Genomic DNA, 21,314 nt, shown 5'->3' with positions numbered 1-21,314 from the left:
GGGATGCGAGGGGCTCCAGAAGGGGATCAGGCGGTCGCAGCGTCGGCCCTCGAAACGAGGCCTTCCACCGTGGTGGAGATGCGCATACCGAAGCAACGCGTCAGCGTCGACTACACGCTGTCATGCATTTTACGAAGATGCCCTGTCAACGACCCCCCTCGATTGGGTTGTTCCCGCCCGCTTCGCGCGCCCCGGTCGTGAACAAGTTGCGCAAAGCTCAGGGTGCCATCGCTTCGGGCACACCGTGGGGTGCCGCAGGCAGAACGCGCAGGACCGGCCGGTCGTGCAGCACCTGGGTGAGTTGAACGAGCATGTCGCTCACCTTGTCGTGCAAGGCCCCGTCGGTGGGCAGATGGATACGGCAACCGATGTGATGCGCCAGGAACAGCGCGCGCAGGGCGGGCAGCAGCGACGCGTCCAGCGCGAACGCCCGCATGTACTGTTCGAGCCGGCGGCGTTCAAGCTCGCTCCATTCGGCCCGCACGATGAGCGCATCGATCGCCTCGGTCCAGTGCGCACCCCGGATCACCCGGTTGTAGGCCAGCAGGTACAGCAGGTCGAGCAGCGGCAGGCCCGGCCGGCGCGCATGTTCCCAGTCGATCACCGACAACAACCGGCAGGACGTCGGCTCATAGATGACGTTCTCGACCTTGAAGTCGCCATGCTGGTAGACGGCTGGCAGGGTGTGCTCCTTCAGTGCCTGGCGCAACGGTGCCAGCCAAGCACCGATGAGGCTGGAGAACTCGGGGTTGCGCTCCTGCGCGGCCCGCAGAACGGGGAGCGCCAGCCGGTCGAACCCGGCTTCGTCCATGGCCGTCTGCACTGCGGTCTCGCGGTGCAGCAGCAGCAGGAACTCGTGGGCCGCTTCCGACACCCGCTCCAATGGCGGCACGTCCTGGTCAAGCGTCACACCGGGGATGCGCTCCATGACGAAGCAGCGGGCGCCATCGACGTTGAACCGGTCGAGCAGCCGCGGGACCAGGGGCGCCACCGCGGGGATGCGCGCCAACGCTTCGAGCTGGGGAGCTTCGATGCTGCGACCGCGCGACGATATGGCGTCCGCCGTCAGCACCGCGACGACGTCGGCCCCATCTTGCTCGGGGGATCCGGCGGCAATGATCGCCTTGTGGCCCGCGAACACCAGGTATTGTTTCATCACCGGTGCGCTGCCACCCGCCTGCCTGCTGCTGCGCAAACCGCCGATGCGCTGCACCAGGGCGTCCAGTGTCGACACGGTCGTGCTTTGGCGGAAGGCCACCAGGCCGATGGCCGGCGCCAGACGCGGGGCGAGCCTCGCTCCGAAGAGCCATTCCTTCAGCCGTTCGCTTTGTGCCTCGCGATTCTTCGTCGCACGATAGCCGGACCGCGGCAGCACCTCGGCCACGCGGCCGTTCACCATGAGATACGGATACACCGCGATCCTGCGAGCCCCTGCGCTCCTGAGCAGGCGGGGCAGGGTGGCGGCCGGCAGCGGCGGCGGCTGCAGGTCCACCGCGCGCCGCAGCCTGTCGCGCCAGCGTTGAAGTGAACCCGGATTGCGAGCGGCCAGATAGATCCATCCGTCCGGGGCCAGCCACGGGGCGCCGTCGCCGAGCAGCCTGGTGATCCCGGCCAGGGCCGATTCGTGCAACCGCGCGCCCTGGGGGTCGTGGATCACCAGGCCGTCATAGCGCTCGAAACCCGGCGTGTGGGCGTTGCGCAGCAACTCGTCGAGTGAGACCGACGACACGTTGGTGAGGTTCTTCGAAGGCGCATGCCCGCTGTCCGGCCAGTGGGGCGCCCAATGCAGGACGGTCACTTCCCGGCTCTCGCGCGCCAGGGCCCATGCCACCGCGCCCGACGCGTCCACGCAAAGGATGCGCCTGCCGGCCAGCGGAGGCAGCAGGTGCATCCAGCCCGCGCCTTCGTTGGCCGACCAGAAGATATAGGTGTCGGTTTCGGTGAGCGGCGGCAGCACCGCCTGTGCAGCGTTCGTGTTCACGCCAACAACGCCGGAAATGCAAGCAGGCTCTTGAAGAACCGCAACTCGGTGTAGCGCTCCACCGGCAGCCGCCGCAAGGCAAAGTGCTCGAGGCGGGCGAGGGTGTTCGTGCCGGTTTCGTAGGAGACGCCGAGGCGATAACCGCAGCCTTGGCTCATGGCCATGACCCGCGCGTCGAATGCATCGGACTTGCCGACCGGGTAGGCGACCACGTCCACGGGTCGCCTCAACTGCTCGCCGATGATGCGTCGCGATTCGGTGAGTTCGCGCTTCAAGGACGCATCGTCCAGCCGCGTGAGTATGGGGTGGGAGCAGGTGTGGGAGCCGAATTCGATGCCGTTGCGCGCCATCTCGCGCACCTCGTCCCAGTTCAATGCGGAGCGGGCAGGAACCGCTGCCGCCGGCACGCCGGCGCCAAACAGCTGCTCCAGCATGTTCAGGCCCTCGACCCGCTGGTGGTCGGGCAGGCTCTTCAGGGTGCGCAGGTACTTGCGTGTGGCCGCGCGCCGGGCGGCCACGTCGTCCTGGGCCAGCTCCAGCAGGTGGCCACCGATCTGCCAGCGGCCCGCGGGTGCGCCATACAGCAGCAGCGCAACGCGGTCGAACCAGAACATCTGGGTGCTTCCGACGTAGTCGGTCGACAGGAAGATGCAAGCCGGAACGCCCAGTGCCTTGAGTACCGGGAAGGCGTGCGTGTAGTCATCCAGATGGCCGTCGTCGAAGGTGACCACCAGGCTGCGCGGTGGCAGCGGGCGCCCGCTGTCCAGGCACTCGATGACATCGGCGAAGCGCAGGGGCGTGAAGTGCTCGCGCACGAAGCGCATCTGTTGTTCGAAGTCGCTCACCGACGCGCTCACCAGTTCCGGGTCCCGGGCGAGCGTCTGCTCGTCATCCAGGTCGCACACGCGGTGGTAAGCCAGTATCAGGAGCTCGTTGTGCCGCGCCGGACCGAGCTTCAGCCTGGCCGTTGCAATGCCGCTCCCACCCAGGGCGGAGCCCAGCATGGCCTTCTTGCCCAACATCTACAGTGCTCCTTGCGCGCTTTGCCCCGGTAGCCGCCGCGTGCCGTCGGGCACTCTTGCGGGGCATTCCCGGCGCGCCGGGGACATGACGTAGGCGCGATGCGGAGCGATTCTAGGAATGCCCTGCCCGTCTGGCATCCCCACAGGTGCGGGCATTGGTGAACGCCGGCGCGCCCCAACGGTCGCGGTACTCTTGTCCGCTCCACCTGACAGTGTCAAGAAGTAACGCCGCTGGGGCAAGGTACACCGCGCGACCCCGACACCACATGTGAACTAGTTCACAGGCGAGGCGAGCCGCCTCGAAGGCACCCCCCTTGTCTGGGCGCTTCTGCTGCGTGTCTCCCGGGGACACAATGCGTTGCACATCAAGTAAATGCTCGCTGGATGAACCGGCGAATCGGAGGAGGGCACATGACCGACGTTCGGGTTTTCCATCACCATGTCTCGATAGCGACGCTGTTGATGCTGCTCGCCGATGCGTTGCTGTGCTTTCTTGCGGTACCGCTGCTGGTGTCCAACTTCGGCAGTGCACAGGGCGTGCCGTGGGACACGCATTCGCAGAATACGTTGGTGACCGCGGGCAGTTATGCCGTGGCGATGCCGCTGCTGTTCTCCGTGGTCGGCATCTATCGCCGCAATGCGGTCCCGGTGTCGCGTGGCGCCATGCTGACCCGCCTGCTGCTGGCGTTGCTGGGCGCAGCGGCCATCACCACCTTGGCGCTGCACCCTTTTGGCATTGACACGAGCCAGCTCGTCGCCGAGATGGCGCTGCTGGTGATCGGGCTTGTCGTGGTTCGTGTGCTCCTGGTGGCGCTTCGTCACGCGATCGGCACGCCGCGCGTGTTGATCGTCGGGACCGGCCCGGATGCCCAACGCGTCGCTCAGGATCTGGGCCGCATGGGCCGTGAGGTGGTGGGCTTCTATCCCACCGGGGAAGAATCGTTCGCTGGTCACGATGGCAAGGTGCTCTCCAGCCGCCTTTCCATGGAAGAGATCGTCAAGAAGCGCCGCGTGCGCGAAATCATCGTTGCGGCGCGGGAACAGCGCGGCGGCAACGTGCCGATGGAGCAGTTGCTCGCCTGCCGCTCACGCGGCGTGACCGTGCTGGACCTGGCTGGCTTCTATGAGCGCACCCACGCGGAAGTGCCCGTGGACAGCCTGAAAGCCAGTTGGCTGGTGTATGGCGGCGGGTTCGTGCAAGGGCCGGTGCGACGCTTCGTCAAACGCGTGTTCGACATCGTGTCGTCCAGCATGTTGCTGGCACTGGCGTCGCCGATCATGCTGGTGGCGGCACTTGCGATCAAGCTCGAAAGCCGCGGGCCCGTGATCTATCGGCAGGAGCGTGTGGGCCTGGGTGGCCGCACCTTCATGTGCTTGAAGTTCCGCAGCATGCGCAGCGACGCTGAAGCCGATGGTGTGGCCCGCTGGGCCCAGCAGAACGACGCCCGCATCACCGCCGTGGGCGCGTTCATTCGCAAGTGCCGCATCGACGAACTGCCCCAGCTGATCAGCGTCCTGCGTGGCGAGATGAGCATGGTGGGCCCGCGTCCCGAGCGCCCTTCGTTCGTTGAACTGCTGCGCAAGGAGATCCCGTACTACGACCTTCGCCATAGCGTGAAGCCGGGGCTCACCGGGTGGGCGCAGATCCGCTACAAGTACGGCTCGTCGATCGACGACGCACGCCGCAAGCACCAGTTCGACCTGTACTACGTCAAGAACAACAGCCTCTTCCTCGATCTGCTTGTGCTCATCGAGACCGTCACCGTCGTGCTGTTCGGCGAAGGGGCCAAGTAGCAGCCTGTCGCGTCGCAAGTCACAGGACCGACCACGATCGAGTGCCCAGGACGCTGGACGTGCCCAGTGTCGGTCGGGACAATCGCGGCCTTTGCTGTACGCCGTTGAGGATCGAATCGGATGTACGAGTCGCATTTCGGCTTCTCCGGGCCGCCGTTCCAGCTGAGCCCGGATCCCGGCTTCTACTTCGACAGCCGTGGGCACAACCACGCGCTGGCGTACCTGAAGTTCGGGGTCTATCAGGGCGAAGGCTTCATCGTCGTCACCGGTGAGATCGGAGCGGGCAAGACGACGCTGGTTCGCACGCTGATCGACAGCCTGCAGTCGCAGGACGTGGTGGCAGCGCAGGTGGTCAGTACGCAGTTGGAGTCCGGCGACCTGTTGCGCTCGATCATCACCGCGTTCGGCATTGCCCTGCGCGGTGCCGGCAAGGCCGACATGATCGCCAGCATCGAGGCGTTCCTGACCTCCCTCGCGCTGTCGGGACGGCGGGCGCTGCTGCTGGTGGACGAAGCGCAGAACCTGCCTGCGGCCGCGGTGGAAGAACTGCGCATGCTGTCGAACTTCCAGCTCGGCAACCGCGCACTGCTGCAGAGCTTCCTGGTGGGGCAACCCGAGCTCAGGCAGGTGCTCCAGTCCGACTCGATGGAGCAGTTCCGTCAGCGCGTGATCGCCTCCTGCCACCTGGGGCCGCTGGAAGAGGCGGAGACCCGTGCCTATGTGGAGCATCGCTTGCAGCGCGTGGGCTGGACCGGCAGGCCTTCGTTTGCGGAAGAGAGCTTTGCCCGCATCCATCACCACACACGCGGGGTGCCGCGCCGCATCAACCTGTTGTGCAACCGGCTGCTGCTGGGCGCCTACCTTGGCGGTCAGGACGCCATCGAGCTGACGGATGTGGATGCGGTCGCGATCGACTTCATGCGCGAAATGGGCGGGGCGCACACCCCGGCCGTATCGGCCGCGGCGCCGGTCCTGACCCAGGAGGTGCCCGCCACGGCGCTGGCGCCCGTGGCCCGCAGCGCCTGGACCGGCCACGCCGACGTGGTGCGGTTGCGCACGGACTCGGTGGTCTCTGTTCACAAGCCGATCGTCTGCCTGGTGGACACGCCGATGGCCTACCTGAAGGCCCTCGCCCTGGCGCAAAGCCTCAGCGAGGATGCGGGCCTGCCTCCACTGGTGCTGGTCAACCCTGGAACCCAGGGCGCCGTGACGCCCGGCGGTGGCCTCACCGAGCGGTTGCGCCAGCCTGCGCTGGAAGTGCACCTCGGCGCCACGCAGGGGCGCTACGCGGAGTGCGCTGCAGTGGCTCAGACGCGATTCGATGCGCTGCTTGTCGAACTCTCGCCCCGGGCCGTGCTCGCGCTGGGCGAGGGCGACACCCTGCTGGCCTGCTGCATGGTGGCGGCCAAGTCCGACATTCCACTGTTGCGGCTGGAAGCCGATGTCATCGGGGAGGCCGGCGCGCAGGGCATGAACAGCGAACTGCTCGACCGGCTGGTGCAGGTGTTCTATGTCGGCAGCATCCCGTCGCACTATGCCTTGCAGCGCAAAGGCGTGCCCGCGGACCGTGTACGCGGCGTGGGCCATCTGCTGGACAACGTGCTGCACCTGCTGAGGCCCCACGCGGTGCCGGCGCGCACCACGCTCCAGAGGGTGGGCGCCGACGGGCTGGGGGACACGGGCTATGCCGTGGTGACCGCCCAGTACTGCGCGGACGCGGACGGCAGCGAGGCGCAGTTCGCTGCCCAGGTGAAAACCGTGTGCATGTTGAGCACCGCCGTGCCGCTGGTGTGGCCGGTGAAGCACCACACCCAGCTGGCCATGCGCAACAGGGATCTGCAGAAGCTGCTGGCGAAGGCCCGGGTGGCGGTGGTGCCGCAAGCCAGTTACCTGGAGGTGCTGGGGCTGCTGGAATCGGCGCAGGCGGCTGTGCTCGGCGCGGACATGCATCTGTCCGGAGAAGTGCAGTCCATGAATGTGCCCGCGATGTGCATCGCGCCGGTGGAGGCCATCACACCGGAGATGGTCACCGGCAGTTCCATCCGCCTGGTGCGCCATCCCAACCAGGCGTTGAAGGAACTGCAGGGCCTGCTGTCGCAGCAGCGCGATGACGAGGATCGCGGCCTCTATTGGGACGGTGGCGCGGCCCAGCGCATCGCATCCCACTTGAAAAGCTGGCTGCGTCGGCACGGCAGCTCGCCCCAGGCGCCCAGCGCCGAATATTCCGAAATGGTGACCCCATGAGTTGCATCCGCCCCCAAGCCCAACCTGTCGAGGCCCGCATGAACCCTTCACGCTTCGCCGGTCGCCGGCTGCTCACCAGCGTCGCCGGCATGGCCTTGGCGGCAGTGACCCTCGCCCTCGCCGCCTGCGGCAGCACGAGCTCTCATCCGCCGGCACCCCTGGTGGTGGATCGTCCGGCAACACCGTACGTGATCGGACCTCTGGACACGCTGAACATCGTGGTCTGGCGCAATCCGGAGCTGTCTGCGCCGGTCACCGTGCGCCCGGACGGCTCGTTCTCCGCACCCTTGATTCCGGAGATGCGCGCCGCGGGCAAGACCACCGCGGAACTGTCCAAGGACGTGGAAGACGCCTTGAAGAAGGTGGTTCGCGAACCGGTCGTGAGCATCGTCGTGGGCGGATTCCAGGGCGTCTACTCGCAGCAGATCCGCATCGTCGGAGAGGCGGCCCGTCCTCAGGCGGTGCCGTACCGGCAGAACATGACCCTGCTGGACCTGATGATCCAGGTCGGTGGCCTGACCGAGTTCGCCGACGGCAACAGCGCCGTGCTGGTGCGCGGCGCCGAAGGCGGCAAGCAGTACAGCGTGCGCCTGAAGGACCTGCTCAAGCGCGGCGACATCTCGGCCAATGCCGCCATCCTGCCGGGCGACATCGTGATCGTGCCGCAGAGCTGGTTCTGAAGGCCATCCATGGCAAACGAAGGCAACGCTCTCATCGCCCAGGCCCGCACGCTCGCAAGGGCGGTGTGGAAGTGGCGCTGGCTCGCGGTCGCCACAGCATGGCCGGTGGGGCTGTTGTGCGCCGTGGTCATCACCGTGATGCCGGAACGGTACGAAGCCAACGCGAAGATCTATGTCGACACACAAACGGTGTTGAAGCCGCTGATGCAAGGGCTGGCGTACCAGCCGGACATCGAGCAGCAGGTGAAGATGCTTGCCCGCACGCTGGTCTCCCGCCCCAACGTCGAAGCCGTGATGAGCAAGGCGGGCCTGCCCGGTGCAGCGCGCGACTCCTCGGAGCACGAGCGGGAGGTCACGCGGCTGATGAACCAGATCAAGGTCGAAAGCGCGGGCAGCGGCAACCTGTATGCGGTGAGCTATCGCGACAAGAGCCCGGAGCGCGCGCGCAAGCTGGTGGAGGCCACGGTCGACCTGTTCGTGCAATCCACCACCGGGCAGAAGCGCCGGGACTCCGAGGACGCCAGCCGCTTCATCGACGAGCAGATCAAGGCCTACGAGACCAAGCTCGTCGAGGCGGAGAACCGGCTGAAGGACTTCAAGCTTCGCAATTTCGGCGTCACCGGTGTCTCCAACCAGGACTACTTCACCCGCATGTCCACGCTGTCCGACGCGGTGAACCGCGTCCGGCTGGAGCTCTCGGCCGCGGAGCAGACGCGGGATTCCTACCGCCGCGAGCTGTCGCACGAGGAGCCTCAACTGCCTGCGGATGCGATGCCTGTCGGGGCGGTCGTGCCTTCCGAGATTGACGTCCGGCTGGAAGCCCAGCGCCGCCAGCTCGATGAGCTGCTTCGCCGCTACACCGACGAACACCCCGATGTGGTGAGTGCCCGCCGCATCATCGGCCAGTTGGAGACGCAGAAGCGCCAGGAAGCCGAAGCGCGTGCGCGCGGCATCAAGAGCGGCCGCGGCGCGGCAACCAGCCCGGTCTACCAGCGCATCCGCATCGCGCTGGCCGAATCCGAGGCGCAGGTGGCATCGCTGCGTGCCCAGCTGTCGGCCCAGCAGGTGCAGCTGGACGAGGTGCGCAAGCGCGCGGGCCAGATCCCTCAGGTGGAAGCCGAACTGGCCCAGCTGAATCGCGACTATGACGTGATCCGACGCAACTACGACCAGCTGGTGTCTCGCCGCGAGTCGGCGTCCCTGGGTGTCAAGCTGGACGAATCGCACCAGCTCGCGGACTTCCGCATCGTCGAGCCGCCCCGTGTGTCGCCCACCCCTGTGTTTCCCGGGCGCGTGCCGCTGGCGGTGCTGACCCTGCTGGTCACGCTGGCGGTCGGGATTGCGGCCGCTCTGCTGAAGGACCACTTGCACCCGACCTTCAACGATTCCGAGGCACTGCGCAAGGCGTTCGGCCGACCGGTCATCGGCACGGTGGCCGCCGTGCGCCTGCCGGCGGACCAGGTGGCACGGCGCGCGGACATCAGGCGCCTGGTCATCGCCACCGGGTCGCTGCTGCTGCTGCAGCTGGGGTGGGTGGTGTGGATGGCGCTGCATGCTGCCCCCGTGAGGATCGTCACATGAGCCGGCTGGCCCGCATCGTCGCAGGCCGCGCAACCGCAGCCAGGGAGAGCGCGCAGTGAGCATCATTCAGAAGGCCGCGCAACGGCTGGAAGAGCTGAACCGGGCGGGCATCGACGTGCCGGTTCGGCCTGGCCCGGACGCCGGTGCGGCGGCGGCGGAAATGCCCGTTGCTGCCATGCTGCGGGCGGCCCCGGGCATTCCGGCCATGCCCCGGCAGGCGCCGAGCGAGCCGTCGCGCCGATCCGCCGAGGTGGTGCTGGATCTGGGGCGCATGGAAGCGAACGGCTTCCTGGTGTCCAGCGACGCCCGCTCGGAGCTTGCGGAAGAGTTTCGCCACATCAAGCAGCCGCTGCTGCGCAATGTGCGCGAGGCAGGCCGCAAGCCAGGCACGCGTGAAGGGCTGATCATGGTCACCAGCGCGCTGCCGCGCGAGGGCAAGACCTTCTGCGCCATCAACCTGGCGCTGAGCATGGCGATGGAGGTGGACACGTCGGTGCTGCTGGTCGACGCCGACGTGGTGCGGCCGTCCGTGCTCGACCGGCTCGGGTTGCCCGCCGCGCGTGGCCTGCTCGACCTGCTGACCGAGCCCTCGCTGGAGCCGGCCGACGTGCTGCTGAAGACCAACGTGCCCAAGCTCACCTTGCTGCCGGCCGGCACGCGCAACGCACGTTCGACCGAACTGCTGGGCAGCGAGGCGATGGAGCAGTTGCTTGTCGACCTGTCCAACCGCTACGCCGACCGTGTGATCGTGTTCGACGCGCCACCGCTGCTGCTCACCTCGGAAGCCAAGGTGCTGGCCGCGCGCGTCGGCCAGGTCGTGATGGTGGTGGAGGCCGGGAACACGTCTCGCTCCGCAGTCACCGAAGCGTTTGCCGCCGTCGAACAATGCCCGAAGGTCATGACGGTGCTCAATCGCTGCGCTGAGCCGCTGAACGACCGGCGCTACGGCTACTACTACTGATGAAGCCTGCCCGCGCCACCAACGCGCGCTGGATGCGTGCCCTTGCGCTCGGCCCCATGACGCTGGTGGCCGCCGCGGCGCACGCGCAGGTGTGGACACACGAGGCCTCCGTGCAGACGCAGGCACTGGTCACGGACAACAGCCGCCCGGGCTCCGCGCAGGGTCGGACCGCCGACCTGGTGATGGCGGTCCGGCCGGGCTTGCGGCTGTCCGCGGTGGGCAGCTCGCTCCGGTTGGCGGTCGATGCCGGGGTGGGGCTGGTGGATTCAGCGCGTGGCACGGTGGACGGCAGCGTGCAGCCCCGCGTGGATGCCTCGGTCTCGGCCACGCTGGTGCCGCGGCTGCTGTCTGTCGAGGGCACCGTGGGTGTGCACCAGGTGGAAGCCGACCCCTTCGGGTCCCGGGTCGTCGATGTGTCCACTACCAACCGCCGCACCGCCGCCGAGTACCGGTTGGCGCCCACGCTGCGCTGGGAATTCGCCCCGCGCTTCGAGGCCTTCGCCCGGCACGAGGAGTCCTTGCACACCAATGCGTCGCTTTCCGCGGCCTCGGGCCAGGCGCCTCGGGGTGCGGACCTGCGAGGCCATCACACCACGCTGCGGCTCGAACGGCAGCCGGTCCCGCTGGGGGCCGCCCTCGAGCTGGACCGCGATGACAGCAGGACCGAAGGCGAGGGGATCGACCAGCAGGTGACGCTGGACACGGTGCGCGGCCAGCTGAGCTATGCCATCGTGGACGCCGACCTGGTGCTCGGCGTGGTGGCCGGGCATGAACGGGGCACGGTCTCGAACGTGGACGTCTCGGACACCGTGCGCGGCCTCACCCTGCATTGGGCGCCCAGCGCACGCACCGATGTGACGGGTCGCATTGAACGCCGCTTCTTCAGCACCGGGGGCGAGCTGTCCATCGGCTTTCGCACACCGAGGTCGTCCTTGTCCCTGCGAGCACATCGTGGCCCCTCTACCACCAGCAGCGCCGTGGGTGCGGCCACCCGAGCCAGCGACTTCGGCACTCAGGCCGCGGCGATGGTGGGCGCCAGAAGCCCGCAGGCCAACATAGCCGGCGGACTGCCTGCCACGCAGGCGGCCGAGGAAGCGCTGGGCCGGCGCGGCATGATGATCGGGCTGCCGCAGGTGATGGACCTCGCCACCCGCTATCCGCAGCTCGAGTCCGGCGCGAACGCGCGTCTTTTGCTGCTGGGCGTCCGCCACATCGTGACGCTCGACGCGCACGTGCGCACCCTGCGCCGGCTGCCCGGCCTGGACGCCGCATCGTCCATCGTCGCCGACGGCGACAGCCGGCAGATCGGTGGCGCGGCCTCGCTGACCCGCCGGCTCACTGCCACCCGGTCGGCGGACGTCACGCTGTCCGCATCCCGCGTGCAAGGGCTGGCCGCGCGGGCAGGGGACCGCACCGATGAAGGCGACGTGCGTGTCAGCCTGATCGACCAGCTCGCCCCTCGCACCACCCTGGCGACGACCCTTCGCTATGGACGCCTGCGCAGCAATGTGGCCGGTGTGGCGTCGTCGGAGACGACCTCGCTGCTGCTGAGCCTGAACCACCGCTTCTGAGCCATCGATGTCGAGCCCCAGCGTCGTCAACCGGTTCTTCCGGCACTCGGCCATCTACGCGGTCGGCAATGCGCTCAACCGCGTCGGTGCCTTTGTGCTGCTGCCGCTCTATGCGCACTACCTGACGGTGGGCGAATATGGCGGGCTGGAGCTGTTCTATGCCGTGTCGGCCGTGGTGTCCAGCCTGCTGTCCGTGGGCATCGCCCACGCGACGCTGCGCTTTTACTTCGAGTACGAGCAGGCCCAGGACCGGCAGGAGGTCGTCAGCACGAACCTCATCGCCTCGCTGATGATCTGCGGGGCAGGCGTCGTGCTGATCGGCTCGGTGGTGGGCCCGGTGGCGGAGCTGGCCATGGGCAGCCGGCCATCGAACCTGGGACTGGGGCTGGTGCTGGTGACCCTGGTGTTCGAACTCTCGTCCCAGGTCGGGCTGGCCTATTTGCGGGCACGGGAGAAGTCGATCTTCTTCGTCACCGTGTCCCTCGCCAAGCTGGTGGTGCAGTGCATCGCCAATGTGCTGTTGCTGTCGCAGTTCCACGCGGGCGTCGAGGGAGTGCTGGGCGGCAACCTGCTGGCGGTGGTGTTCGGCTGGGTGGTGGTGTCGGCCTATACCGTGCGCCATTGCGGCTTGCGTTTCCGCTGGGCCAAGCTGAAGCCTGTGTTGCGCTACAGCCTGCCTTTCCTCTACGTGACCGTGATCGCCTCGGTGTCCGGCAACCTGGACCGCTTCGCGGTCAGCCGCATGCTGTCCCTGGAGGCACTGGGCGTGTTCGCGCTCGCCACCAAGTTCGCCAAGCTCATCTCGGACCTGCTGGGCGAGCCGTTCAGCCGTGCGTACGGCGCCTTCCGCTTCACCATCATGGACCGGCCGGATGCCGGGGATATCCAGGCGGCGTTGATGCGCTACATGGCAGCGGCCCTGGCGGTCGTGAGCCTGGCGCTGGTCTACTTCACCGGCGACGTCGTTCGATGGATCGCCACCGATGCCTACGCGCCGGCGGCAGCGCTCATGCCCTTGCTGGTGGTCGCGGCCAGCCTGCACACCCTGAACTACCTGCTGCAGACCGGCATCCTGGTCAACAAGAGCACGGGTGAGCTGGTCACCATCACGCTGGCGCGCAGTGCCGCCATGCTGGTGGTGGCCTTTCCGTTGATCTGGGGCTTCGGCCTGCAAGGTGCCTGCGCCATTGCGCTGTGCGACGCGGTGGTGTCCGTCTGGCTCACCAACCGCATCTCCCAGCGCTACTTCCCGGTGCACTACGACGGCGGCCGCCTGATGACCGTGGTCGCGTTGCTGGCCGGCTTCTATGCAGCGGGCACCGTGCTGCCGTCCGCCGGCGGCCCGGCCATCGCCGCGAAGCTGGTGCTGCTGGCCGTGTTCATGGCGGCGCTGTGGCGCACGCAATTGTCCGCAGCAGAACGACAGGCCGTGCATGCGCGCTTGCGCCTGCTGCTCGCCACCGGCCGGTCGAGAACCACATGAACCCCGAAGGCCGCTCGCCGCACCGCGTGCTGGAGATCGACGCGCTGCGCTTCATCGCGGCGCTGATGGTGGTGTTCTTCCATTGGGCATTCCGGGGAGGCGCCACGCAGCACTACACACAGGCGGTGTACGAACCGCTCATGCCGGCCGCCAAGTACGGCTACCTGGGCGTGCAGCTGTTCTTCATGCTGAGCGGCTTTGTCATCCTGATGAGCGCACAGAGCGGAAGTGCACGCCGCTTCGTCGTGTCCCGGGTGGTGCGGCTCTATCCGGCGTTCTGGGTGTGCTGCAGCCTCACGGCGATCTGCATCGTGCTGTTCGCCGACCCGCACTTTGGCGTGGGCCTGGCGCAGTACCTGATCAACATGACGATGCTCAGCGAGTTCGTCGCCCCCGACGTGCGCCTGGTCGACGGCGTCTACTGGTCTTTGTTCGTGGAGATACGGTTCTACGCCATGGTGCTGCTGGTGCTGGCGCTGGGCTGGCTGCGGCATGTCGAGCGCCTGCTGTGGCTGTGGCTGGGTGTCGCCTTGGTCCTGCAGATCGCACCGGACAGCAGGGTGTCCACCTGGCTGCTCGGGCACCATGCGGCGCTGTTCATCGCCGGTGCCTGTTGCTACCTGATGCACAGCCAGGGTGTGAGCCGGCGGCGGCTGGCGTTGCTGCTTGCCAGCTTTCCGCTGGCCGCGTACGACGCGGCCAGCGGCGCAGCTGCCGTGTCCCAGCGCTACGCCCCGCATGTCGTCGATCCCTGGTGGCCGGCGGCATTGATCGCCGTGTTCTATGTCGGGCTGTACGTGGTGTCCACCCGCGGGATCGCGGTGCTGCGGCATCCCGGCATGGTGGCCTGCGGAGCGCTCACCTATCCGCTGTACCTGTTGCACGAGAACATCGGCTTCATGGTGATCAACCGGCTGCATGGCAGGGTGCAGCCGCACCTGCTGTTCTGGGGGCTGCTGGCGGCCATGCTGCTGCTGGCCTGGGTGGTTCACCGCTACCTCGAGCGCCCCATCTCCGCAGCAATGAAGCGGCTCATCGATGCGGCGTTGGCAGCCCGGTCGCCCCGGCGCGCAGCCGCACTGGGCCAGGAGTAGGGCGGGTTGCCCGCACCTGCCTCGTGTTGCGCGGGCTCGCGCCTGAAACTCAGGCTTTGCGCATGAGGCGGCTGCGCGACAGCCACAGCGCCGCACTCGTCCCGGCGAGGATGCCCACGGCGTCCGCAAGCAGGTCGGCCCATTCCGCGTTCCGGCCCACCTCCGGCTGGATCACTTCGATGGCGCCGCCAAAGGCCAGCAACCCTGCCATCGCCAGCATGAGCGGCCAGCGCGTGCGCAGCCCGCTGAATTGCGCGCAAACGGCAAGCGTGGAGAACGCCATCATGTGCTTGACCTTGTCCCAGCCGGTCGCCATGTCGCTCGGCGGCTCGGGCGTCAATGCCAGGTAGGCGACGACGCAGACCAGCAACGCCAGCAGGACGCGCCAGAACCAGACCGAGCGCAGCAGTTGCAGGGCCGCGAGAGGCCTGGGATTCGAGGGAGACGGCATTGCAGGGGCGGTAGTGGGGAAATCCCGCTATTGTCGCCGCCGCGGTGGCCTGGTCACAAGGAAGCGCGCAGCATCTCGCGGTATTCCTCGACAGTCGCCACCCGTGGGTTCGTCTTGTGGCAGTGGTCCTTCATCGCGCCGTCGATGATGCGGTCGAACAGGTCCTCGCCCACGCCCACGGCCTTCAGTCCGCTCGGCAGGCCCAGCCGGGCGTTCATCTCGCGCAGCGCTTCCGCCACCTCGGTGCCCTGGCTGTCGCAGCTGGCCAGGCCCATGGCGTGCGCCATGCGCTGCAGCCGGCGCTCGCGCTGGATGCTGTCGGCGCCGGCGTTGAAGCGCACCACCGCGGGCAGGAACAAGGCGTTGAGCGTGCCGTGGTGCAGCCGCGGATTGGCACCGCCCAGGCTGTGGCTGAGCGAATGCACCGCGCCCAGGCCCTTCTGGAAGGCCATGGCGCCTTGCATGCTCGCGCTCATCATGTTCCAGCGCGCTTCGCGGTCCGCACCGTTGGCGGTGGCACGCGCGATGTGCGCCCAGCCCCGTTCCAGCCCGTCCAATGCGATGCCGTCGGCGGGCGGGTTGACCGCCGGCGCCATGAAGGTTTCCATGCAGTGGGCGATGGCGTCCATGCCGGTGGCCGCGGTCAGCAGCGGCGGCAGCCCCAGCGTGAGCTCCGGGTCGCAGATGGCGGTCTTGGGCAGGAGGTGCCAGCTGTGGAAACCGAGCTTGCGGCCATCGTCCACGATGACGATCGCGCCGCGCGCCACCTCGCTGCCGGTGCCTGCGGTGGTGGGCACCGCGATCAGCGGCGCCACCTGGTCGGTGATCTTCGGGCTGCCGCCTTCGATGGTGGCGTAGGTCTTGAGAGGGCCGGGGTGGGTGGCGGCGATGGCCACGCCCTTGGCCAGGTCGATGCTGGAGCCGCCGCCCACGGCGATCAGGCCGTCGCAACGCTCACGGGTGTAGACCTCGGCAGCGGCACGCACGGCCGCTTCGGTGGGGTTGGACGGTGTCTGGTCGAACACCGCATGCGGCAAGCCCGCCAGCGCTGCCAGCGCGATGTCCAGCACGCCCGCGGCGCGCACCCCGGCGTCGGTGACCACCAGCGGCTTGCGCATGCCCACACGTTCGCATTCGGCAGGCAGCAGCTTCACCGCGCCGAAGTCGAGCTGGATCTGGGTGAGGTAGTAGATGAAGGCCATGGCTGTGCTCGTGAAACGCGGCTCCAGTATGGCTCTGGCACACTCGCGCGACCATGCGGGCTCACCCCGCGTTGCCCTGTCACCTTGGCTACACCTTTTCTGACCCCGCAGATGCGCGGCGTGCTCGAGCGCATCCGCCGCGCCAACCGACCACCCTTCCATGCGATGACGCCGCAGGCGGCGCGCGAGGCCTACGTCAAGGCCGCCGAGGTGCTGGAGCCGCCACGTGCGCCGCTGGCGCGGGTGCAGGACTTCAGCATGCCGGCCCCCGATGGCGCACCGCTGGCTGCTCGTCTGTATGCCAGTTCGGCGGCCGCGGCACTGCCGGTGCTGCTGTACCTGCATGGCGGCGGCTTCACCATCGGCGGCCTGGAAACCCATGACAGCCTGTGCCGGCAGCTCGCCCTGCGCAGCGGGGGCGCGGTGGTGGCGCTGGACTACCGGCTGGCACCCGAACACCGCTTCCCCACCGCCGTGGACGACAGCTGGGCGGCGATGCGCTGGCTGGCGGAGCAGGGCGCTTCCCTCGGCCTGGACGGCACGCGCCTGGCGGTGGGCGGCGATTCCGCCGGTGGCACCTTGGCGGCCGTGTGCGCCCTGCATGCGCGCGACCTCGGCCTGCCGCTGGCCTTGCAGCTGCTCATCACCCCCGGCACCGCCGCGCATGCCGATACACCGTCGCACCAGCGTTTTGCCGAAGGTTATCTGCTCGATGCCGTGAGCATCGAGTGGTTCTTCCGCCAATACATCAGCGAGGCCGATCGCACCGACTGGCGCTTCGCGCCGCTGCTGGCCGAGGACCTGCACGGCGCTGCACCGGCCTGCGTGATCCTGGCCGAATGCGATCCGCTGGTCGACGAAGGCCTGGCCTATGCGGACCGGCTGCGCATGGAAGGCGTGCCGGTACAGCTTGAGCTGTACCGCGGCCTGGTGCACGATTTCATCAAGATGGGGCGCGCGATTCCCGAGGCAGGCCAGGCCCAGCAGGCCGCTGCCCAGGCGCTGCGCCAAGCCTGGAACACCCCCTCATGAGCATTCGCCGCAAGGACTTCCGTTTCCTCGACCGCCAGCGCGTGCGCTGGGTGGAAGTGGACATGCAGAAGATCGTTTTCAACGGCCACTACCTCGCCTATTTCGACAACGCGGTGGCCGGCTACTGGCGCGCCATGGCGCTGCCCTACGCGCAGACCATGGAGTACCTGGGCGGCGACCTGTTCGTGCGCAAGGCCACGCTGGAATACGAAAGCTCCGCCCGCTACGACGACGTGCTGGACGTGGGCATCCGCTGCGCGCGCATCGGCAATTCATCGATGAACTTCGGCGCGGCCGTGTTCCGCGGCGAGGACCTGCTGGTCAGCGGCGAGCTGGTCTACGTGTTCGCCGACCCGCACACGCAGACCTCCCGGCCGGTGCCGCAGGAGCTGCGCGACGTGCTGCAGGGCTTCGAGGCCGGCAAGACGATGGTGGAGGTGCGCGTGGGCGGCTGGGACGAGCTGGGCGGCGACGCGCAGCAGATCCGCCGCGCGGTGTTCGTGGACGAGCAGAAGATCCCGGCCGAGATGGAATGGGATGGTGCGGACCCGAGCTGCACCCATGCGGTGGCCTACAACCGCTTCGGCGTGCCGCTGGCCACCGGCCGGCTGCTCGAACACGTGCCCGGCGTGGCCAAGATCGGCCGCATGGCGGTGAGCCAGACCATGCGCGGCAGCCGGGTCGGCCGTGCGGTGCTGGACGCGCTGATGGACGCCGCCCGCACCCAAGGCTTCCGCGAGGCGGTGCTGCATGCGCAGATGAGTGCGGCGCCGTTCTACAGCCGCGCCGGCTTCGTGGAGCGTGGACCCGCCTTCGACGAGGCCGGGATCACGCATGTGGAGATGGTGCGCGCGCTGTAGCGCGCGGGTGCTCAGGCTCGGGCGCGCCGCCGCGGCACGGCAGGCTTGAGCAGGCCGCGGGCGCGGCCACGCTTGAGCACGGCGCTCAGCTCGTCGCTGCCTGTTTCCTCGCTCTCGGACACCGGGGCCTGCACGGCCACTTCGGCCGGGCCCTCCACCGTGTAGCGGGGCGGCCAGTCCTGCAGGCTGGAGCGGCGCAGCAGCGCCACGCGCGAGCTGGCGGTGAAGCTGCGCTCCAGCACATGCGTCACCAGCCGCTTGTTGACCCGCTCGGTCACCACCAGGGTGGAGCAGCGGGTGCCGTAGCGCTGGTCGGGCGACAGGATGAAGGCCGACGACAACTGGCGCTCCAGCTCCAGCGGCACGCCGGTCTGCGGCAGGTCGGGGTCGGGCGCGAAGGTGCGGTCTGCCAGCGCGTCGAACAGGTGCGACGAGAGCTCATCGGTGGAGGTGGACAGCGCCAGTGCATCGCGCATGCTGCCCTTGAGCCGTTCCACCTTGGGCCAGGGTGTGTCCAGCGACGCGTTGGACAAGCCGTACAGCCCCCGTTCCAGGCGGCGCGGCGCCGGCACTTCGCTGCTGGCCCAGTAACACTCGCCGCGCCGGAAATCCGCCGCGATCACGTTGAACGGGTTGTGGCCCGACAGCGCCACCTGCATCCAGAAGCGGTCGGGCGGCAGGTCGCCGCGCAGCCACAACGGCACGATCGCGCCGCGGCTGGGCGCATGCGGGTCCACCGCCGATGGGCGGCGCACATTGGTCAGCAGGCCCAATCGGCCGGCGGCGGTGAGGCCGAGCCAGGTGCCGCCCGCTTCCAGGTCGCGCCCGCCCAGGATGTCGGGTGCACCACCACCGGGTGACCACCAGCTCAGGCGCGCGGTGGCACGCTGGAAGAATTCGTCGCGGTTGGCCGCCAGCACCAGCGGAAAGCGCGAACTCTGGTCGATCGCCAGCGCTACCAGGCACATGCCGTACTCCAGGCCGCTGCAGCGGCTGCGCCATCACGGGGGGACTGCACGCGAGTCATTCCACAAACACTTCCACATGGCGCGTTTGCGCCGCAAGCCAGGGCCGCAAGGCGGCAGCGAGTTCGGTGTCGATCATGTCCTGCAGCGCGGCATCGATGCCGGCGGGGTTGAACTGCGCGTCCATCACATACGTCTCCATCACCGTGTGCAGCCCGTCGACGGACGCCTCGGGGCGCCGCAGCAGTGCTGCCACCAGGCCCGCGTGCCGCGCGCACAGGGCAGCCTGCGCATGCCGGGCCGCGGTGCACGCTGGGGCCAGGTCGCGCTCGGCGAGCCGATAGTAGATGAACAGCCGGCGCTGGCCGCTGGGCATGGCGTGACGGTGTTGGCAGAGCGGGCGTCAGTCCGCGCCCTGCGGCAGGGCATACGGCAATTGTTGGCGCCGCAGCATCGGGCCATCGGCCGCGCCCAGGTGCAGGCTGCCGGTGTCCAGCGCAGAGAGCTTGATCTCCACCAGTGCCGCATGGCCGCCGTCCAGCGAGGCGGCGTTCACCACCATGCCGGCGGGCTGGGCGGGGTCGGCGCTGTGGAACACCTCCTGGCCGGGCCGGGCGGGGCCGTCCGCCTCGAAGAGGAAGCTGCGCCGCTTGAGCGTGCCGCGGTACTGGCTGCGCGCCACCACCTCCTGGCCGGGATAACAGCCCTTGCGGAAGTTCACCCCCTCCAGCGCCTCCAGGTTCACCATCTGTGGCACGAACTGCTCCACCGTGGCCGCCGTCAGGCGCGGCACGCCGCTCTGCACTTCCAGCCAGGCCCAGGCATCGGGTGGCAAAGGCCCCAGCTCGGGCGCCACCGCGGCCTCGGGCCCGCACCACAGGTAACGCTGTACGCCCTGCGCGTCCGGCAGGCGCACCACCTGCGCGGTGCCCACCCGGCCCACCCGCCACGCCGCCGGCGGCGCGTGCTCGCCCAGCGCATGGGTGGCGGCGGCACCGGCCAGGCCGCGCACGGCCAGCTCCGTGCTCGCGTCGCTCAGCTTCACCTTGGCGCGCAGCACGAACATCGACAGCCGCTTGAGCGTGGCCGCCAGCAGGTCGGCGCTGCAGGCCAGCAGCACCGTGTCAGCATCGGCGCGCCAGGCCACGAAGCTCGCCAGCAGCCGGCCCTTGGGTGAGCAATAACCCGCCAGCCGGGCCTGCGTTTCGGTGAGCGAGAGCATGTCCTGCGTCAGCTGGCTGTTGAGGAAGCTGGCGGCCTCCGGCCCATGGGCGCGGATCACGCCCCAGTCGGCCAGGCGCAGGCTGCCTTCGAGGGGCGAGGGGGGAAGGGGGCTGGTCATGCGCCGATTATCATTTCGCCCCATGTCCGAAGCTTCGATAGGGTTGTGATGCGCCTGCTGCGCTGGATGCTTGTGCTGCTGCTGCTCGCGGCCCTGGCGCTCGGCGGCTCGATCGCCTGGTGGATCAACCATCCGCTGCCCCTGGCGGGGCCGACCGCCGAGGTGTCCATCGAGCCCGGCACGCCGCCGCGCGACATCGCCCAGGCCTGGGTGCAGGCCGGCGTGCAGACATCGCCCCTGTGGTTGTATGAGTGGTTCCGCTGGTCCGGCCAGGCGCGCCGCATCCGCGCGGGCAGTTATGTGGCCGGCCCGGGCACCACGCCCTACCAGCTGCTGCAGAAGATGGTGCAGGGCGAGGAGACCCTGGAGCATGTGCGCCTGATCGAAGGTTGGACCTTCCGCCAGTGGCGCGCCGAGCTCGCCAAGGCCAAGTCGCTCAAGCAGACCAGTGCGGGCATGAACGACGCGCAGATCATGCAGGCGCTGGGCTCGCCCGGCGTGTCGCCCGAAGGCCGCTTTTTCCCCGACACCTATGCCTACAGCAAGGGCGTGAGCGACCTCACCGTGATGCGGCGCGCCCACCAGGCGCTGCAGCGGCGCCTGCAGCAGGCGTGGGAGCAGCGCGCCGCGGACACGCCGCTCAAGAGCATGGACGACGCCCTGGTGCTGGCCTCCATCGTGGAGAAGGAAACCGGCGCCTCCACCGACCGCGGCATGGTGGCCGGCGTGTTCTGCAACCGCCTGCGCCTGGGCATGCCCTTGCAGACCGACCCCAGCGTCATCTACGGCCTGGGCGAGCGCTTCGACGGCAACCTGCGCAAGAAGGACCTGCTCACCGACGGCCCCTACAACACCTACACCCGCGCCGGGCTGCCGCCCACGCCGATCGCCATGCCCGGCATGGCCTCCTTGCGCGCCGCCGTGAAGCCGGATGTCACCAAGGCGCTGTATTTCGTCGCGCGCGGCGACGGCAGCAGCCATTTCAGCGAGAACCTGGCCGAACATAATCGGGCGGTGGACAAATACCAGCGCGCTGCCTCCCGCTAGGCTC

18 protein-coding genes are annotated in these 21,314 nt (G+C 68.6%); 11 read left to right on the top strand and 7 right to left on the bottom strand.

Annotated elements, in window-relative coordinates; genetic code table 11:
* Positions 1 to 217: 217 nt before the first annotated feature.
* Both VPH43_RS22290 and VPH43_RS22285 read right to left on the bottom strand, forming a co-directional pair.
* Positions 218 to 1,957, bottom strand: coding sequence for a phosphotransferase family protein (locus tag VPH43_RS22290; RefSeq protein ID WP_328579965.1), 1,740 nt, complete (start codon positions 1,955 to 1,957; stop codon positions 218 to 220).
* A gap of 20 nt (positions 1,958 to 1,977) precedes the next feature.
* Entirely contained in the window at positions 1,978 to 3,003 is a 1,026-nt protein-coding gene (locus VPH43_RS22285; RefSeq protein ID WP_328579964.1) for a polysaccharide deacetylase family protein, read from the bottom strand.
* Between the two features lie 411 nt (positions 3,004 to 3,414).
* On the opposite strand from VPH43_RS22285, the gene VPH43_RS22280 reads away from it, so the two are divergent.
* The 8 genes from VPH43_RS22280 (at position 3,415) to VPH43_RS22245 (ending at position 14,411) form a co-directional block, all read left to right on the top strand.
* A complete protein-coding gene (locus tag VPH43_RS22280) occupies positions 3,415 to 4,797 on the top strand; it encodes a TIGR03013 family XrtA/PEP-CTERM system glycosyltransferase (protein WP_328579963.1) in 1,383 nt (460 codons plus the stop codon).
* Between the two features lie 120 nt (positions 4,798 to 4,917).
* A complete protein-coding gene (locus VPH43_RS22275; RefSeq protein ID WP_328579962.1) occupies positions 4,918 to 7,041 on the top strand; it encodes an XrtA/PEP-CTERM system-associated ATPase in 2,124 nt (707 codons plus the stop codon).
* A gap of 38 nt (positions 7,042 to 7,079) precedes the next feature.
* Complete coding sequence (locus tag VPH43_RS22270; RefSeq protein ID WP_328579961.1) at positions 7,080 to 7,721, top strand: XrtA/PEP-CTERM system exopolysaccharide export protein; 642 nt, start codon at positions 7,080 to 7,082, stop codon at positions 7,719 to 7,721.
* 9 nt (positions 7,722 to 7,730) lie between these two features.
* A complete protein-coding gene (locus tag VPH43_RS22265; RefSeq protein WP_328579960.1) occupies positions 7,731 to 9,302 on the top strand; it encodes an XrtA system polysaccharide chain length determinant in 1,572 nt (523 codons plus the stop codon).
* A 55-nt stretch (positions 9,303 to 9,357) separates the two neighbouring features.
* The gene (locus VPH43_RS22260; RefSeq protein WP_328579959.1) at positions 9,358 to 10,263 is read left to right on the top strand and encodes an XrtA-associated tyrosine autokinase; all 906 of its coding nucleotides are present in this window, start codon (positions 9,358 to 9,360) and stop codon (positions 10,261 to 10,263) included.
* Positions 10,263 to 11,834: a TIGR03016 family PEP-CTERM system-associated outer membrane protein gene (locus VPH43_RS22255; RefSeq protein WP_328579958.1), complete on the top strand. Its 1,572-nt coding sequence runs from the start codon at positions 10,263 to 10,265 to the stop codon at positions 11,832 to 11,834. Before VPH43_RS22260 ends, VPH43_RS22255 begins: the two co-directional genes overlap by 1 nt.
* A 7-nt stretch (positions 11,835 to 11,841) precedes the next feature.
* Positions 11,842 to 13,317, top strand: a complete 1,476-nt coding sequence (locus tag VPH43_RS22250; protein WP_328579957.1) for a lipopolysaccharide biosynthesis protein — start codon at positions 11,842 to 11,844, stop codon at positions 13,315 to 13,317.
* On the top strand, positions 13,314 to 14,411 hold the full coding sequence (locus tag VPH43_RS22245) for an acyltransferase family protein (protein WP_328579956.1): 1,098 nt from the start codon (positions 13,314 to 13,316) through the stop codon (positions 14,409 to 14,411). The genes VPH43_RS22250 and VPH43_RS22245 overlap by 4 nt, the downstream gene beginning before the upstream one ends.
* Before the next feature lie 49 nt (positions 14,412 to 14,460).
* On the opposite strand, the gene VPH43_RS22240 is transcribed toward VPH43_RS22245, so the two are convergent.
* Positions 14,461 to 14,862 carry a VanZ family protein gene (locus tag VPH43_RS22240; protein WP_328579955.1) on the bottom strand — a complete coding sequence of 134 codons (402 nt, stop codon included), beginning with the start codon at positions 14,860 to 14,862 and terminating at the stop codon, positions 14,461 to 14,463.
* A gap of 53 nt (positions 14,863 to 14,915) precedes the next feature.
* Positions 14,916 to 16,064, bottom strand: a complete 1,149-nt coding sequence (locus VPH43_RS22235; protein ID WP_328579954.1) for an iron-containing alcohol dehydrogenase — start codon at positions 16,062 to 16,064, stop codon at positions 14,916 to 14,918.
* 111 nt (positions 16,065 to 16,175) lie between these two features.
* Here VPH43_RS22235 and VPH43_RS22230 point away from each other — a divergent pair, with 111 nt between their 5' ends.
* Positions 16,176 to 17,096: an alpha/beta hydrolase gene (locus tag VPH43_RS22230; RefSeq protein ID WP_328580057.1), complete on the top strand. Its 921-nt coding sequence runs from the start codon at positions 16,176 to 16,178 to the stop codon at positions 17,094 to 17,096.
* Entirely contained in the window at positions 17,093 to 17,956 is an 864-nt protein-coding gene (locus tag VPH43_RS22225) for a YbgC/FadM family acyl-CoA thioesterase (protein WP_328579953.1), read from the top strand. The genes VPH43_RS22230 and VPH43_RS22225 overlap by 4 nt, the downstream gene beginning before the upstream one ends.
* 11 nt (positions 17,957 to 17,967) lie before the next feature.
* Here the strand turns inward: VPH43_RS22225 and VPH43_RS22220 are convergent, their stop codons facing one another.
* From VPH43_RS22220 to ygfZ, 3 genes are read right to left on the bottom strand one after another with little or no spacing between them, the layout of a single operon-like run.
* The gene (locus tag VPH43_RS22220) at positions 17,968 to 18,924 is read right to left on the bottom strand and encodes an NRDE family protein (RefSeq protein ID WP_328579952.1); all 957 of its coding nucleotides are present in this window, start codon (positions 18,922 to 18,924) and stop codon (positions 17,968 to 17,970) included.
* Positions 18,925 to 18,979: 55 nt separating this feature from the next.
* A complete protein-coding gene (locus VPH43_RS22215) occupies positions 18,980 to 19,297 on the bottom strand; it encodes a DUF4936 family protein (protein ID WP_328579951.1) in 318 nt (105 codons plus the stop codon).
* A 27-nt stretch (positions 19,298 to 19,324) separates the two neighbouring features.
* Positions 19,325 to 20,263, bottom strand: coding sequence for a CAF17-like 4Fe-4S cluster assembly/insertion protein YgfZ (gene ygfZ / locus VPH43_RS22210; RefSeq protein ID WP_328579950.1), 939 nt, complete (start codon positions 20,261 to 20,263; stop codon positions 19,325 to 19,327).
* Positions 20,264 to 20,311: 48 nt separating this feature from the next.
* On the opposite strand from ygfZ, the gene mltG reads away from it, so the two are divergent.
* A complete protein-coding gene (mltG, locus tag VPH43_RS22205) occupies positions 20,312 to 21,310 on the top strand; it encodes an endolytic transglycosylase MltG (RefSeq protein ID WP_328579949.1) in 999 nt (332 codons plus the stop codon).
* Positions 21,311 to 21,314: the final 4 nt, after the last annotated feature.

Origin of the sequence: Ideonella sp. BN130291 (assembly GCF_036231905.1) — a bacterium.
Classification (GTDB): domain Bacteria; phylum Pseudomonadota; class Gammaproteobacteria; order Burkholderiales; family Burkholderiaceae_C; genus CAMLIZ01.
Note: the sequence above shows the minus strand (reverse complement) of the source record. Positions and strands in the feature narration are given on the sequence as shown.